The sequence below is a fragment of the Variovorax sp. AB1(2024) genome (genome assembly GCF_037482385.2).
GTDB lineage: Bacteria > Pseudomonadota > Gammaproteobacteria > Burkholderiales > Burkholderiaceae_C > Variovorax.
The window spans coordinates 561,616-574,431 of record NZ_JBBHKP020000002.1; the positions used below are offsets into that span (position 1 = coordinate 561,616).

The following is a 12,816-nucleotide window of genomic DNA, read 5'->3' on the forward strand; positions in this document are numbered from 1 at the left end:
ACCATGAAACCCGCATTCCTCCCCCGACGCACCCTGCTGTGCACCGCGTGCATGTGGCTCGCGGCCGGCGTGTCGCCCGCATTCGCCCAAGGCAACTACCCGAGCAAGCCGATTCGCATGATCGTGCCGTATGCCGCCGGCGGCAGCACCGACCAGCTCGCGCGCACCATCCAGCAGTCGATGAGCGAGACGCTGGGCCAGACCGTCATCGTCGAGAACAAACCCGGGGCGGGGGGCACCATCGGGGTGGACTACGTCGCGAAGGCCCCGGCCGACGGCTACACGCTGGTGTTCGGCAACACCGGCCCCAACGCCGTGGTCGGGCTGATGCGCAAGGTGCCGTACGACGAGCTGAAGGACCTGCGGCCCGTCTCCACCGTGGCCATCACGCCGATGATCCTGGCCGTGCCCGCCGACAGCCCCGCCAGGACGATGAAGGAGTTCCTCGCGTACGCGAAGAAGAACGGCACGTCCTTGAACATCGGCTCGGTCGGCAACGGTTCGCTGTCGCACCTCACGGCCGAATACTTCAACGAGGCCGCGGGCCTGAAGCTGCAGCACATTCCGTACAACGGCGGCGCGCCGATGATGACGGCCTTTGCCGGCGGCCAGCTTCAGGCCGCCTTCGTCACCGGCCTGGACGGCGCCACGCTCGTCAATTCGGGCAAGGTGCGCTACCTCGCGGTGGGCACGCTCAAGCCCACCGAAACGGTGCCGGGCCTGCCGGCCATCGCGGACGACCTGCCAGGCTTCAGGAGCTCGGCATGGTTCGGCGTGCTCGCGCCCAAGGACACCCCCCAGGACGTCATCGCCAGGCTGCAGGCCGCGGTAAGCACCGCTGTCGCGCGACCCGAAGTGCGAAAGATGTTCTCCGAGCGCAACGTCGAGGCGCGCAGCAGCACGCCGCAGGAACTCGAGAAGCTCATCCGCGACGAAATGGCGCAGTGGGGCCCGGTCGTGCGCAAAGCCAACATACAGATGTGAGAACCACCTTCATGCTTGAAAACCTCGAAACCGATTTCCCCGAACACACGCCCCGCCCCGCGGGCGCGCCGCAGGCGCTCGAAGGCATCAAGGTGGTCGACTTCACGCACTTCATCGCGGGCCCGTTCGCCACCATGATGCTGGCCGACATGGGCGCGGACGTGTTGAAGATCGAGGCCCCCGGGCGGGGCGACGACTTTCGCCAATACCCGCCGGTACACCCCGAGCTCGCCCAGGGCGCGCCCTTTCTCTGGTCGAACCGCAACAAGCGCAGCGTGGCGCTCGACCTGAAGACACCCGAAGGGCTGGAAGTGGCGCGCGCGCTGGTGGCCACGGCCGATGTGGTGGTCGAGAATTTCTCCACCGGCGTGATGGAGCGCTTCGGCCTGGACTACGAGAGCATCCGCAGGACCAACCCGGAGGTGGTCTATTGCTCGGTCTCGGCCTATGGACGCGAAGGTGCCTTTGCCGACCGCCTGGGCTTCGACCCCATTGCCCAGGCCGAGAGCGGCTTCGTGTCGATGAACGGCTATGCCGACCGGCAGGGCGTGCGCGCGTTGTCACCGGTGATGGACATCAGCACCGCGATGATGGCGTCCAACGCCATACTCGGCGCACTGGTGGCGCGCGAGCGCACCGGACGCGGCCAGTCGATGGAAGTGGCGCTGTTCGACAACGCCGTGCTGATGACGGGCTACGCCACGCTGCAGCATGTGTTCAGCGGCGCCGAGCCCCAGCGCCATGGCAACACCAGCCCCGACACCTGCCCTTCGGGCGTGTTCGAAGCGCAAGACCGTTCGTTCTACATCAACTGCGGCAACAACAAGATCTTCCAGCGGCTGATGACACAAGTGATCGAGCGGCCCGACGTGGCCGACGACCCGCGCTTCGCCAACGGACGCGAGCGCTCCGCGCGGCGCGAAGAACTTTTTGCGCTCCTGGGCGAAGCCTTTGCGCTGCAGCCGTGGTCGCACTGGCAGGCGCGCATGCGCGCGGCCGGCGTGCCGTGCGGAGAGGTGCGCTCGGTGGGCGAGGCGATTCGCTCTCCGGAAGCGCGCGAGCGGCGGCTGGTCACGCGCATTCCGCACCCGGGCGTCGGCTGGGTGCCCAACATGGCGCTGCCCATTCGCTTTGGCCGCACGCCCATCGCCGACCCGGTGGCCGCTCCCACCGTCGGGCAGCACACGCATGAAGTGCTGCGCGAGGCGCTCGGCTACGACGATGTCCGGCTGGCAGGGCTGGCCCAGGCCGGCGCCTTCGGTCCACCAGCCGTGCGGCACGAGACCGCTGGCGCGCCAGCATGACGCCAAGGTCGCTGCGCGGCCGTGTCGCCATCGTCGGCATCGGCGAGACGCCCTACTACAAGCACGGGCAGTCGCCCGACGCCGAGTTCAAGCTCGCGCTGAAGGCGATCATCGCGGCCTGCGCGGACGCGGGCATCGACCCGAGGGACATTGACGGCTTCGCCTCGTACAGCGACGACCGCAGCGACGCATCGCGCCTGGCGGCAGCGCTGGGCACACACCGCCTGCGCAGCGCGACCATGCAATGGGGCGGCGGCGGCGGCGGGTGCTGCGCGGCCGTGGCCAACGGCGCGGCAGCCATTGCCGCCGGGCTGGCCGATTGCGTGGTGGTGTTCCGCGCGCTGGCACAAGGGCAGAACGGCCGCTTCGGCCAGGTGCAGGGCGTGGACACCATCTCCGGCGAGAAGGCCTACCTGATGCCCTACGGCGTGCTCTCGCCGCCGCAACGCTTCGCCATGCGCGTGCAACGCTTCATGCACGAGCACGGTGTGCGGCAGGAAGCGATGCGCGCCATCGCCATGGCCTCCTACCATCATGCGCAAGCCAACCCACGTGCCGTGATGCACGGCAAGCCGCTGGACGCAGCCACCTACGACGCCTCCCGCTGGATCTGCGAGCCCTTCCACCTGTACGACTGCTGCATGGAAAACGACGGCGCCGCAGCCATCGTGCTGGTGGCCGCCGAGCGCGCAAAAGACTTCGCGTGCAAGCCTGCCTACCTGCTCGGCGCGGCGACCGGCTCGGGCTACCGCGCAGGCGCCATTCCCCACAATGCGCCGGACTACGCGAGCGCGAGCTTCACCACGGTGGCACCCGAGCTGTACGCCATGGCCGGCATCACGCCCGCCGATGTCGGCGTGGTGCAAAGCTACGAGAACTTCACCGGTGGCGTGGCGATGGCGCTGGCCGAACACGGATTCTTCCGCCCCGACGAGGCGAACGAATTCCTCACGCTCGACAACCTGCTCGCGCCCGCGGGCCGGCTGCCGCTGAACACCAGCGGCGGCAACCTGGCGGAGTGCTACATGCACGGCTTCGAGCTGGTGCTGGAGGCCGTGCGTCAGGTGCGCGGCACCTCCACCAGCCAGGCCCGGCGCAGCGACGTGGCCCTGGTGATCGGCGGGCCGATGGTCACGCCCGTGAGCGACCTGCTGCTGGCATCGGAGAACGTGCTGTGAACGACACGACGACCACGCACTACCTGCCGCCCGGCTTGCCGGTTCCGGTGCCGGAGCCCGACGGCCTCTCGGCGCCTTATTGGTCGGGCCTTCGCGAGGGCCGGTTGCGCGTGCAGCATTGCGCCGCATGCAGCACCTGGCAATTCGGCCCCGAGTGGCTGTGCCACCGCTGCCACGCATTCGACCCGGCCTGGGAAGAGGTGGCGCCGCGCGGGCGCATCTTCAGCTGGGAGCGTGTATGGCACCCGGCGCATGCGGCCCTGAAAGGGCGGGGCGCCTACCTGGTGGTGCTCGTCGAGCTGCCCGACGCCGGCCATGTGCGAATGGTCGGCAACCTGCTGGGCGACCCGATGCAGACAGTGGCCATGGGCGCCGAGGTCGAGGGTGTGTACGAGCATCACCCGCAAGCGCAACCGGCGTTCTCGTTGCTCCAATGGCGGCTGAGGGGTGCGTCATGAGCGGGCCTCTCGAAGGCTTGAAGGTGGTCGAGTTCGCAGGGCTCGGACCCGGTCCTTTCGCTTGCATGCTGCTGAGCGACATGGGCGCCGACGTGGTCACCATCGACCGGCCGGGCCGCAAGCTCGGCGACCGCAGCGACATCACCGGCCGGGGCCGCAGCGTGGTGCTCGCCGACCTGAAGAGCCCCGAGGCCCGCGCGCAGGTGCTGCAACTCGTGGACCGCGCGGACGTGCTGGTCGAAGGCTTTCGCCCCGGGGTGATGGAGCGCCTGGGCCTGGGACCCGACGTGATCGCGGCGCGCAACCCGCGCCTGGTCTACGGCCGCATGACCGGCTGGGGCCAATACGGACCGCTGGCGCAGTCGGCCGGCCACGACATCAACTACATCGCGCTGACCGGAGCCCTGCACGCCATCGGCGCCCCGGGTGGCGCGCCGGTGCCGCCGCTCAATCTGGTCGGGGACTACGGGGGCGGCAGCCTGTATCTGGTCGTGGGCATCCTGGCGGCGCTGCACGAGACGAAGCGCTCGGGACGGGGGCAGGTGGTCGATGCGGCCATCACCGACGGAGTGAACTCGCTGATGAGCCTGTTCGCCAGCAGCGCACTGCGCGGGACCTTCGTCGAGCAGCGCGGCCGCAACACGCTGGACGGCGGGGCACCGTACTACGGCACCTACGCGACGGCCGACGCGCAGCATGTGTGCATAGGCCCCATCGAGCCCCAGTTCTTTGCGGACCTGTGCGAACGCCTCGGCGTTGACCCCGCCCTGCGCGATGCGCAGAACGACCGGGCGCGCTGGCCCGCATTGCGCGCGGAGCTGGAGCGCATCTTCCTGAGCCGTACGCGCGACGAATGGACTGCGTTGCTGGAAGGAAGCGACGCCTGCTTCGCGCCGGTGCTCGCACTCGGCGAGGCGCGCGCTCACCCGCATCAGGTCGCGCGCGATGCGTTCGTCGATGTGGACGGCGTGGCACACCCCGCACCAGCGCCGCGTTTTTCGCGGACACCATCGAACATTCAAGGACCGGCGCCGTCGCAGGCCCAAGGCCTGGACCAGGTGCTGCGCCGTTGGGAATGATGGTGCGATCCAGCACCGGCGGCCACCGGTGGTCGCGCCACCGGGCCGACGTGTTTCAGCGCCCCACCCGCCCCTGCACGCCCTCCACCAGCCAGTTCATCTTCAGGATCTGCTCGTCGCCCAGCTGAGCGCCCTTGGCGATCACGACGTGGCCCTCGTTGTCGCGCACATCGGCCGCCACCGCACGGAACGGCTGCAGCCTGCCCGCGGCGATGTCGTTCTGGCGCGCCAGCACTTCGTCCTGCACGGACTTGGGCACCTTGGTGCCGAAGTCGCCCACGCGGATCATTCCTTCCTTCACGCCGCCCCAGAGGTTGCCGCTTTTCCAGTTGCCGTCGAGCACGGCTTTCGCACGCTGCGTGTAGTAGCCGCCCCACTGGTGCGTGACCGCGACGATCTGCGCGTCGGGCGCGATCTTGCGCATGTCGGAGTGGTACGCAATGGCCAGCTTGCCGCGCTCCTGCGCCGCGGACATCACGGCCGTGGAGCCGGTGTGGAAGGCCACCACGTCGGCGTTCTGGTTGAACAGCGCCATCGCCGCGTCGCGCTCCTTCGGCGGATCGAACCACTCGTTGAGCCACACGACGTGCACCTTGGCACCCGGGTTCACCGAGCGCATGCCGAGCGTGAAGGCGTTGATGCCCTGCAGCACCTCGGGAATCGGAAAGCCCGCGACGTAGCCTGCCACGTTGGTCTTCGTCATGCGGCCGGCCGCGATGCCCGCGAGGTAGCGCCCCTCGTAGTAGCGCGCGTTGGCCGTCGCCACGTTGGGCGCGGCCTTGTAGCCGGTGATGGACTCGAACTTCACGTCGGGGAAGTCCTTCGCCACCTTCAGCGTCGGCTCCATGTAGCCGAAGCTCGGCGTGAAGATGAGCCGGTTGCCCTGCTGCGCGAGGTCGCGGATCACGCGCTCGGCATCGGCGCCTTCGGCCACGTTCTCGACATAAGTGGTCCTGACCTTGTCGCCGAGCGCCGCCTCGACGGCCCTGCGGCCCTCTTCATGCTGGCGCACCCAGCCGGCGTCGGTGACGGGCGTGACATAGACGAAGCCGATCTTCAGCGGGGCCTTGGGGGGCTGCTGCTGCGGCTGCGAAAAGGCGGGAGATAAAAAACAGGCGGCTGCCCACGCCAGAACGGCGCGGCCCGCGAGGTTTTTGTACATGGTGTTCCTCTACATGGCCCCGGAAATGCAAAACCCCGCAGCCGGCCGGGACGCCCGGCTGCGAGGGGAGCGGCATTTTAAGCCGGGGCGCCGCCCACGACGCGGCCGGGGCATTGGCCTACTTCAATGTCGGCGCTTCGCCTTAGGGCCGCGGCGCCGGGCTGCGCGAGCCTAGGGCCACAGTTTCATCACCGAGAGAAGAAAGAAAGGCCAGCCACCATGACCGCATCCACCGTCAACGACTCGCTGACCCCGCTCGATATTTCGCAAGCCGTGCTGGAGGGCGAAGAAAACCCGAACGTCGCGCGCCCGCTCTCGCCCAAGGAGCAGGCCGCAACCGGCGTAGCCCCGGAGCAGGGGCGCCGCGCACGCCTGCAACGCGCGCTTCGCAGCCCGGCCTTTGCATGGGGCGGCGCGGCTGTCACGGGGCTGGCGCTGGCGATGTTGTACGCCCGCCGCACGCACCGCATCTGACCGCAACGACGATTGCGCTAGGACGAGGCGGGGTCGTGCGCGGTCTCGCCGGGCAGGCCCGCGCCAAGGCCCAGGCCACCGCCGCCCCCCGCGCCACCGCCTCTTTCTGAACCCCCGCTGCCCTTCCCTCCTCCGCCCTCGCGCGGGCCAGCACCCTTGGCCCGCACCGGGCCTTGCTTGGGGATGCCGAGATGCGGCGAAATCGGATCGAGGTCGAGCACGTCGCGGATGAAAAGCCGCAGCGACACCACCAATTCCGCCGTTTCCACCGGCCGCCCTGCCACCATGTCGTTGGCAGCCTGCGCCGCGAGGCGCACCTGTTCTTCGGTGCCCAGCAGGATGACGTCCGACAGCGCAGCCTCCACCGCATCGCGGATGCGCCGGCGCCGATCGGAGGCGGTGAGCGCTGACGTCTCCACGCCTTCACGCGCGCGCAGTTCGCGCAGATGGCTGGGATCCACCGACAGGTCTCCCGTGAAAGAACCGCCAAGCACCTTGTAGGCTGCGATCAGCGTCTTGAGCCGTTCGTTGATCTGGCGGTTCTGCCGCTCGCGCCGCTGCTGCACGCCGTGCATCACGACGAGGCGGATGCCGACCGCCACCAAGGACACCACGACGAGGCCCAGCAGCGTTGTCAGAAGGCCCTGCCAGGAACTGAAGTCGAGTGAGTTGCGCATGGTCTCGGATGATCATACGGCCGCCGCCATACAGGCCGTGACCATCATGCGGGCGGCAAGCGGGTGGCGAGATCGCTGCGGGACGAATGCGCACAATCGCGCCATGCACCCGTTCATCGAACTGCTGCGCGAACGCCGCACCGCATGCCTGTGGGCCGGCCTCGCCTTCTCCGGCTTCGGCAGCGAGCTCAACCGCATGGCCGTACTGTGGCTCGCCATCGAAGTTGCCGGCTCCAGCGCCAGCCTCCTGCCGCTGGCACAGCACGCGGTGGTGCTGGTTGTGAGCCTGGGTGCCGGGCTCTTCGCGCACCGCCTCTCGCCAAGGGCCACGATGATCGGCACCGACCTGGTGTCGGCGCTCGTCGCGGTGCTGCCCGTGGTGCTCGCGGGCATCTACGGGCTGACGCTCTGGAGCCTCGTCGCGTCGGCGATGGCGCTGGCGGCGTTGAGCGCGCTGTTCCAGCCGGCGCTGCTGTCCAGCATTCCACATGTGGCGGGAACGAAGGAGCGGGTCCAGGGCGTCAATGCGTTGCTGGACGCCACGACGCGGCTGTCGCGGCTGACCGGTCCCTTCGCCGCCGGCCTGCTGGCCGCGGTGCTGCCGGTGCTGCACTTCCTGACCGTGAACGCCGTGAGCTTTCTCGCTTCCGCATGGGCCGTGGCCGCGATGGGCAAGCTCGGCAAGCTCGGAGAGAGGCCCGCCGCGCCCGCCCCGCCGGTGCCGGTCTCCCGGCGCCTGATGCAGGGTGCCACGCTCATGGTCCGGCACAAGGACATCCGCCTCCTGCTGCTGGCCAACACCGCAGTGCTTGCAGCCTGGACCATCGGCGTGAGCCTCGGCCTTCCGTTCCTGGTCGTGCAGACAGGGTTGTCGGGCCTTGGCCTGAGCGGCCTCGGCGCGGTGGCGGCCCTTGCGGCCGCATATGGCGCGGGCGACTTCCTGTCGAATTTCTGGGTGGCTGCCTACCGGCCGGCGCGGCTCGGCCGCTTCATGTTCAACGGCTACGTCGTCCTCGGCGGTGCGCTGGCGCTGGTGCCACTGCCGTTCTGGCTGCTGCCGCAGGCCGCATGGCTGCCGTCGATGATGGCCGCGGCCTTCGTGTCGGGCCTGGGCGGGCCGACGTTCTTCATTCCCATGATGACCTTCCTGCAGACACGGCTCGAAGGCGCCGAACTCGCCAGCATCATCCGCCTGCGCCTCGCGCTGACGGCCGCGGCCATGATGGCCGGCGCGGGGCTCGGCGCGCTGCTGTTCGGCGGGCTCGGGGCGGCTGTCACCGTGGTCATGGCAGGCGGGCTCATCGCGCTGGTCGGCGCATGGGGCAGCCTGTGGCACCCTGACGTCGGCAATTCGTGAACAAATTCACAGAAGCTTCCACCTCGACCCGCGCAGCCACACTGCTGTCAGTAACGATCCTCTGACATTTAGATACGTTAAGTTACGATTGTGCGGTCAGGCCCTGGTCAGTTCGGCCACCGGGCCAAGTCTTCCCCCAGCACAACGAACGGAGTCCCGGTGATTGCTGTCAGCGGCGCATTGCAGCGCAAATTCGAATCCTCCCCTGTCCGGCCCGAGTCCCGCAGCGGCTCTTCCATGCGTACCCTCTGCTGCGTCGTCGCCATTTCGGTGTTCGTCAGCGGCTGCGCCACGGCCAACATCACCTACACACCGCGCCCCGGCCAGGACACCGCGCAGACAATCAAGTACACCGACGGGGTGGGTACGCTGACCGAGAAGGACGAATCGCGCGAGCTCTTCGTCTACTCGCGCTTCAAGATGCAGGGCCCGACCCAGCCGACTTTCACGCTGGGTTATGCGAACAACACGGCCGCGCCCGTGAACTTCAGCACCGACAACGTCAAGGCCTATTTCCGCGGGGCGCCGGTGCAGATCTACACCTACAGCGAGCGCATTGCCGAGATCCAGTCGGAGAAACAGGCCAAGCAGGTGGCGCTGGCCATCATCGGCGGACTGGCCGCCGGCGCGGCGGCCTATGGTGCGTCGCGCCAGACCTACCGCCAGAACTACTCGGGCTCGGTGGTCGGCCGCCACGGCATCACGAGCTTCGCCGGCACGAACACGGTGCGCGTGTACGACCCCGTGGCCGGCATGCTGGCCGGCGCGGCCGTGGGCGGCGCCACGGTGCTGGGCATCCGGCAGATCGAATACAACGCGGAGAGCCAGGAGCAGTCGGCCAACTCTATCCTGCAGCTGAACACGGTGGAGCCGCTGCAGATGGTGACGGGCGACCTGGTCCTGAAGAACTGCTGCGACCCGACACCCAGGCCCGACGACGTGATCCGCCTCGAGGTGACGGCGAGCGAGAAGACTTCGGTGTTCGAGTTCGTGCGCTCTCAGGTCAAGACCCGCTGAAACTCCCCGGCCACAGCCGCCATGACGTCACCCCTGCGCCTCGACTTCGATTTCGCGCCGCTGCCGAACACGCCCACGCTGCCGAAATGCACGGTCGTGAGCGCGGCGGGCTATGCCTTCTTCAGAGACGAGAAGGTCGCGCTGGCCTTCGGCACGACCTGCGTGGCCGTGGCAGTGGAAAGCCGGGACCCCGTGGCGGTGCCCTACTTCGAACTGGCCGAACTCTCGCTCGGCAATCACGCGATCACGACGACGGGGCACACCTACCCGGACTTCGGCCTGTTCGGTGGCCTGCTGTCCGGCGGCTCCACCAACAAGGAGGTCACCAGCTCGACCACGCAGCCGAGCGCCCAGACCTTCATCTCGCTGGTCACGCACGTCGGCGAGCTGCACCTGCTCTTCACGGGCCTGTCGCCGGCCGTGTTGCGCATGTTGCTGGCGGAGGCGTTCACCGTCTGGCGCCAGAACCAGCCGGACTGGCTCGAGAAGCGGCGCAAGTCCGTCGATGCCTACGTCGATCGCGAGGGGCTCGACGAGCAGACGCGCACCGCGCTGAAGGAACGACTGCTCACTTCCCTGGTGCCGCTCGCGCCACCACCGGCACCGTTCGGCCCGTTCGCCGGCACGGCCATGGCGGGCGATTTCGAGGCCCCCGTGCGCATGGGCGTGTGCCCATCTTGCAAGGCGACGATTCCGTTCTTCTCCGAGGAATGCCCCAAGTGCCAGGCACTGTTCGGGCCTGACTCGGCATGGCAGGTCCGGCCGCTTTGACCTGAGCGGGACGCCGCTGCGCGCCCTTCCCGCACGGCGATGGGCCCCGCCGCCAATCGGCAGGCGCGCCATCGCCCGCGCCGTCACACAATGGGCCCGCCCCATGACGAATCCGACGACCACAGACGCCGCCGCAAAAGAAGCAGCGGACACCGCCACCGACACCCACTGGCAGCGCAACCTCGCCGTGTGCATGTTCGGCTCCTTCACCACCATCATCGCGATGACGCTGCTGCTGCCGTTCCTGCCGCTGTACGTCGAGCAGCTGGGCGTGAAGGACCATGCGGCCATCGTGCAATGGTCGGGCGCGGCCTACGGCGCGACCTTCTTCAGCGCCGCGCTGGTGGCGCCGCTGTGGGGCCGGCTGGCCGACCGCTATGGCCGCAAGCCGATGCTGATCCGCGCGAGCCTGGGCATGTCGGTGGCGATGGCGCTCATCGGCATCGCGGGCAACGTGTGGCAGCTCGTCGGCCTGCGGCTGCTGGCCGGTCTGCTGGGCGGCTATGCCTCGGGCTCGATGGTGCTCGTGGCCACGCAGACGCCCAAGGCGCGCACCGGCTGGGCGCTGGGCACCATGTCGTCGGCCATCATGGCGGGCAACCTCGTGGGCCCGCTGGTGGGCGGCTTGCTGCCGCCGCTGATCGGCATCCGCGCGACCTTCTTCGCGGCGGGCGCGATGATCTTCGTGGCTTTCCTGGCCACCGCCTTCCTGATCCGCGAGGAAAAGAGAACTCCCGCCGCGTCGAAGCAGCGCGGCGCGGCCGAAGCCGGCTGGGCCGCGGTGCCCGACAAGCGGCCGCTGGTCGCGATGCTCTTCACCGGCATGCTGCTGATGCTGGCGAACATGTCGATCGAGCCGATCATCACGGTGTACGTGGCCACGCTGGTCGAGGACCCGAACCGCGTGACGATGGTCGCCGGCCTCGTGATGTCCGCGGCCGCGCTGGGCAGCATCCTCTCGGCCTCGCGCCTCGGCAAGCTGGCCGACCGGGTGGGCCACTGGAACGTGATCGTCGGCTGCCTCGCGGTGTCGGCGGTGCTGCTGGTGCCGCAGGCCTTCGTCACCTCGGGTTGGCAGCTGGTGGTGCTGCGCTTCCTGATGGGGCTGTCGCTCGGCGGGCTGCTGCCGTGCATCGCGAGCGTGATCCGCCACAACGTGCCCGAGCGCGTGGCCGGCAACATGCTCGGCTACTCGACCTCGGCGCAGTACACCGGCCAGGTCGCGGGGCCGCTGCTCGGCGGCTTCGTGGGCGGGCACGTGGGCATGCGCGCCGTGTTCCTCGGCACCTGCGTGCTGATGGCCGCGGGCGCCGGGTGGAACTGGCTCGCGAAGCGCCGGCAGCCGCCGGGCTGACCGCCGTGCGCTAGGGAATGCCGCGCGCCAGCAGGTGATCGACCAGGCGGCGCTGCGGAAACGTCAGCGCCTCCTGCCGCGTGCACAGGTACATGCGGCGCGAGGCCCATGCGTCGCTGAGATTGATGAAGCGCAGCTTCATCTCCTTGCGGTAGGCCACGGCGGCGCCCTCGGGCAGGATGCCCACGCCCATGCCCGCCTCGATCATCCGGCACACGGCCTCGAAGCTCTTCACCCGCACACGCAGTCGCAGCACCTTGCGCGCGCTCATGGCGGCGTCTTCCATCGTGCGGGAGATGGCCGAGTCGTCCTCCAGCCCGACGAAATCGAAGTCGAGCAGTTCCTCGAAGGACACCTCGCGCCCGCGCCACGGATGCTTCTGCCGCACGATGGCCACCAGCCGGTCGGTGCGGTAGGGAATGAAGTTGAGCGCGGGGTCGACCGCCTCGCTGGTGATGACGCCCACGTCGGCCTGCCGGTCGCGGATGGCCTGCACGATGTAGACGCTGCGGTGCTCCTCCACGCTCACGCGGATCTCGGGGTAGCGCACGCGGAAGCTCGCCACGTCGTCGGGCAGGAACTGGCCCATGGCCGAGGCATTGGCATGCAGGCGCACGCGGCCGGTGGCGCCCTGCGCGTAGTCGGACAGGTCGGCGCGCATGCGATCGACGTCGCGCAGGATCTGGCGCGCATGCATGGCCAGCGACTCGCCAGCGCCGGTGGGCGTCACGCCCTTCGACGTGCGGTTCAGCAGCGCCACGCCCAGGTGCCCCTCGAGAATGGCCAGGCGGCGGCTCGCGGCCGACAGCACCATGTGGCTCTCGGCGGCGGCCTTCGACAGGCTGCCGTGCTCAATGGCGCGAAGGAAAAGCGCCAGCGAATCGAGGTCGGGTCTCATCGGGTTCTCGTCGTTCTGCGGGGCCGCCATTGTGCGGCCGGCGCGGCGCCGGAGCGCCGACGAAATCCTTTCGGCCGGATGCCGTAGAAAAAGACAGATCTTC

Annotated in this window: 13 protein-coding genes; 10 read left to right on the forward strand and 3 right to left on the reverse strand. The window is 69.0% G+C overall.

From position 1 onward, the window contains the following. Window positions 1-3: 3 nt before the first annotated feature. Genes WIX39_RS29560 through WIX39_RS29580 form a run of 5 tightly spaced genes read left to right on the forward strand, consistent with a single transcriptional unit; the run spans window position 4 to window position 5,003 of the window. Window positions 4-984: a Bug family tripartite tricarboxylate transporter substrate binding protein gene (locus tag WIX39_RS29560; protein ID WP_409196691.1), complete on the forward strand. Its 981-nt coding sequence runs from the start codon at window positions 4-6 to the stop codon at window positions 982-984. Between the two features lie 11 nt (window positions 985-995). Next, on the forward strand, window positions 996-2,288 hold the full coding sequence (locus WIX39_RS29565; RefSeq protein WP_409196692.1) for a CaiB/BaiF CoA transferase family protein: 1,293 nt from the start codon (window positions 996-998) through the stop codon (window positions 2,286-2,288). Next, window positions 2,285-3,466 (forward strand): thiolase C-terminal domain-containing protein, encoded by a 1,182-nt coding sequence (locus WIX39_RS29570; protein ID WP_285411167.1) that lies wholly within the window; start codon window positions 2,285-2,287, stop codon window positions 3,464-3,466. The genes WIX39_RS29565 and WIX39_RS29570 overlap by 4 nt, the downstream gene beginning before the upstream one ends. Beyond that, window positions 3,463-3,924, forward strand: a complete 462-nt coding sequence (locus tag WIX39_RS29575; protein ID WP_409196693.1) for a Zn-ribbon domain-containing OB-fold protein — start codon at window positions 3,463-3,465, stop codon at window positions 3,922-3,924. Before WIX39_RS29570 ends, WIX39_RS29575 begins: the two co-directional genes overlap by 4 nt. Then, the gene (locus tag WIX39_RS29580) at window positions 3,921-5,003 is read left to right on the forward strand and encodes a CaiB/BaiF CoA transferase family protein (protein WP_409196694.1); all 1,083 of its coding nucleotides are present in this window, start codon (window positions 3,921-3,923) and stop codon (window positions 5,001-5,003) included. The genes WIX39_RS29575 and WIX39_RS29580 overlap by 4 nt, the downstream gene beginning before the upstream one ends. 55 nt (window positions 5,004-5,058) lie before the next feature. On the opposite strand, the gene WIX39_RS29585 is transcribed toward WIX39_RS29580, so the two are convergent. Then, window positions 5,059-6,165 (reverse strand): BMP family ABC transporter substrate-binding protein, encoded by a 1,107-nt coding sequence (locus WIX39_RS29585; protein ID WP_409196695.1) that lies wholly within the window; start codon window positions 6,163-6,165, stop codon window positions 5,059-5,061. A 219-nt stretch (window positions 6,166-6,384) separates the two neighbouring features. Here WIX39_RS29585 and WIX39_RS29590 point away from each other — a divergent pair, with 219 nt between their 5' ends. Then, complete coding sequence (locus WIX39_RS29590) at window positions 6,385-6,639, forward strand: hypothetical protein (protein WP_409196696.1); 255 nt, start codon at window positions 6,385-6,387, stop codon at window positions 6,637-6,639. A gap of 17 nt (window positions 6,640-6,656) precedes the next feature. Here WIX39_RS29590 and WIX39_RS29595 read toward each other — a convergent pair whose 3' ends face one another. Continuing rightward, on the reverse strand, window positions 6,657-7,316 hold the full coding sequence (locus WIX39_RS29595; RefSeq protein WP_409196697.1) for a hypothetical protein: 660 nt from the start codon (window positions 7,314-7,316) through the stop codon (window positions 6,657-6,659). A gap of 103 nt (window positions 7,317-7,419) precedes the next feature. On the opposite strand from WIX39_RS29595, the gene WIX39_RS29600 reads away from it, so the two are divergent. The 4 genes from WIX39_RS29600 (at window position 7,420) to WIX39_RS29615 (ending at window position 11,815) form a co-directional block, all read left to right on the forward strand. After that, the gene (locus WIX39_RS29600) at window positions 7,420-8,673 is read left to right on the forward strand and encodes a hypothetical protein (protein WP_409196698.1); all 1,254 of its coding nucleotides are present in this window, start codon (window positions 7,420-7,422) and stop codon (window positions 8,671-8,673) included. Between the two features lie 237 nt (window positions 8,674-8,910). Beyond that, on the forward strand, window positions 8,911-9,690 hold the full coding sequence (locus WIX39_RS29605; protein WP_409196699.1) for a hypothetical protein: 780 nt from the start codon (window positions 8,911-8,913) through the stop codon (window positions 9,688-9,690). A gap of 21 nt (window positions 9,691-9,711) precedes the next feature. After that, window positions 9,712-10,461, forward strand: a complete 750-nt coding sequence (locus WIX39_RS29610; protein WP_409196700.1) for a hypothetical protein — start codon at window positions 9,712-9,714, stop codon at window positions 10,459-10,461. A 103-nt stretch (window positions 10,462-10,564) separates the two neighbouring features. Continuing rightward, entirely contained in the window at window positions 10,565-11,815 is a 1,251-nt protein-coding gene (locus tag WIX39_RS29615) for an MFS transporter (RefSeq protein ID WP_409196701.1), read from the forward strand. Window positions 11,816-11,825: 10 nt separating this feature from the next. On the opposite strand, the gene WIX39_RS29620 is transcribed toward WIX39_RS29615, so the two are convergent. After that, window positions 11,826-12,713 (reverse strand): LysR family transcriptional regulator, encoded by an 888-nt coding sequence (locus tag WIX39_RS29620; protein WP_081268972.1) that lies wholly within the window; start codon window positions 12,711-12,713, stop codon window positions 11,826-11,828. Window positions 12,714-12,816: the final 103 nt, after the last annotated feature.

Bases quoted from the DNA above. Each gene is read 5' to 3' on its own strand.
- WIX39_RS29560 (WP_409196691.1), top strand. From the start codon at position 4: ATGAAACCCGCATTCCTCCCCCGACGCACCCTGCTGTGCACCGCGTGC.
- WIX39_RS29565 (WP_409196692.1), top strand. From the start codon at position 996: ATGCTTGAAAACCTCGAAACCGATTTCCCCGAACACACGCCCCGCCCC.
- WIX39_RS29570 (WP_285411167.1), top strand. From the start codon at position 2,285: ATGACGCCAAGGTCGCTGCGCGGCCGTGTCGCCATCGTCGGCATCGGC.
- WIX39_RS29580 (WP_409196694.1), top strand. From the start codon at position 3,921: ATGAGCGGGCCTCTCGAAGGCTTGAAGGTGGTCGAGTTCGCAGGGCTC.
- WIX39_RS29585 (WP_409196695.1), bottom strand. From the start codon at position 6,165: ATGTACAAAAACCTCGCGGGCCGCGCCGTTCTGGCGTGGGCAGCCGCC.
- WIX39_RS29590 (WP_409196696.1), top strand. From the start codon at position 6,385: ATGACCGCATCCACCGTCAACGACTCGCTGACCCCGCTCGATATTTCG.
- WIX39_RS29595 (WP_409196697.1), bottom strand. From the start codon at position 7,316: ATGCGCAACTCACTCGACTTCAGTTCCTGGCAGGGCCTTCTGACAACG.
- WIX39_RS29600 (WP_409196698.1), top strand. From the start codon at position 7,420: ATGCACCCGTTCATCGAACTGCTGCGCGAACGCCGCACCGCATGCCTG.
- WIX39_RS29605 (WP_409196699.1), top strand. From the start codon at position 8,911: ATGCGTACCCTCTGCTGCGTCGTCGCCATTTCGGTGTTCGTCAGCGGC.
- WIX39_RS29610 (WP_409196700.1), top strand. From the start codon at position 9,712: ATGACGTCACCCCTGCGCCTCGACTTCGATTTCGCGCCGCTGCCGAAC.
- WIX39_RS29615 (WP_409196701.1), top strand. From the start codon at position 10,565: ATGACGAATCCGACGACCACAGACGCCGCCGCAAAAGAAGCAGCGGAC.
- WIX39_RS29620 (WP_081268972.1), bottom strand. From the start codon at position 12,713: ATGAGACCCGACCTCGATTCGCTGGCGCTTTTCCTTCGCGCCATTGAG.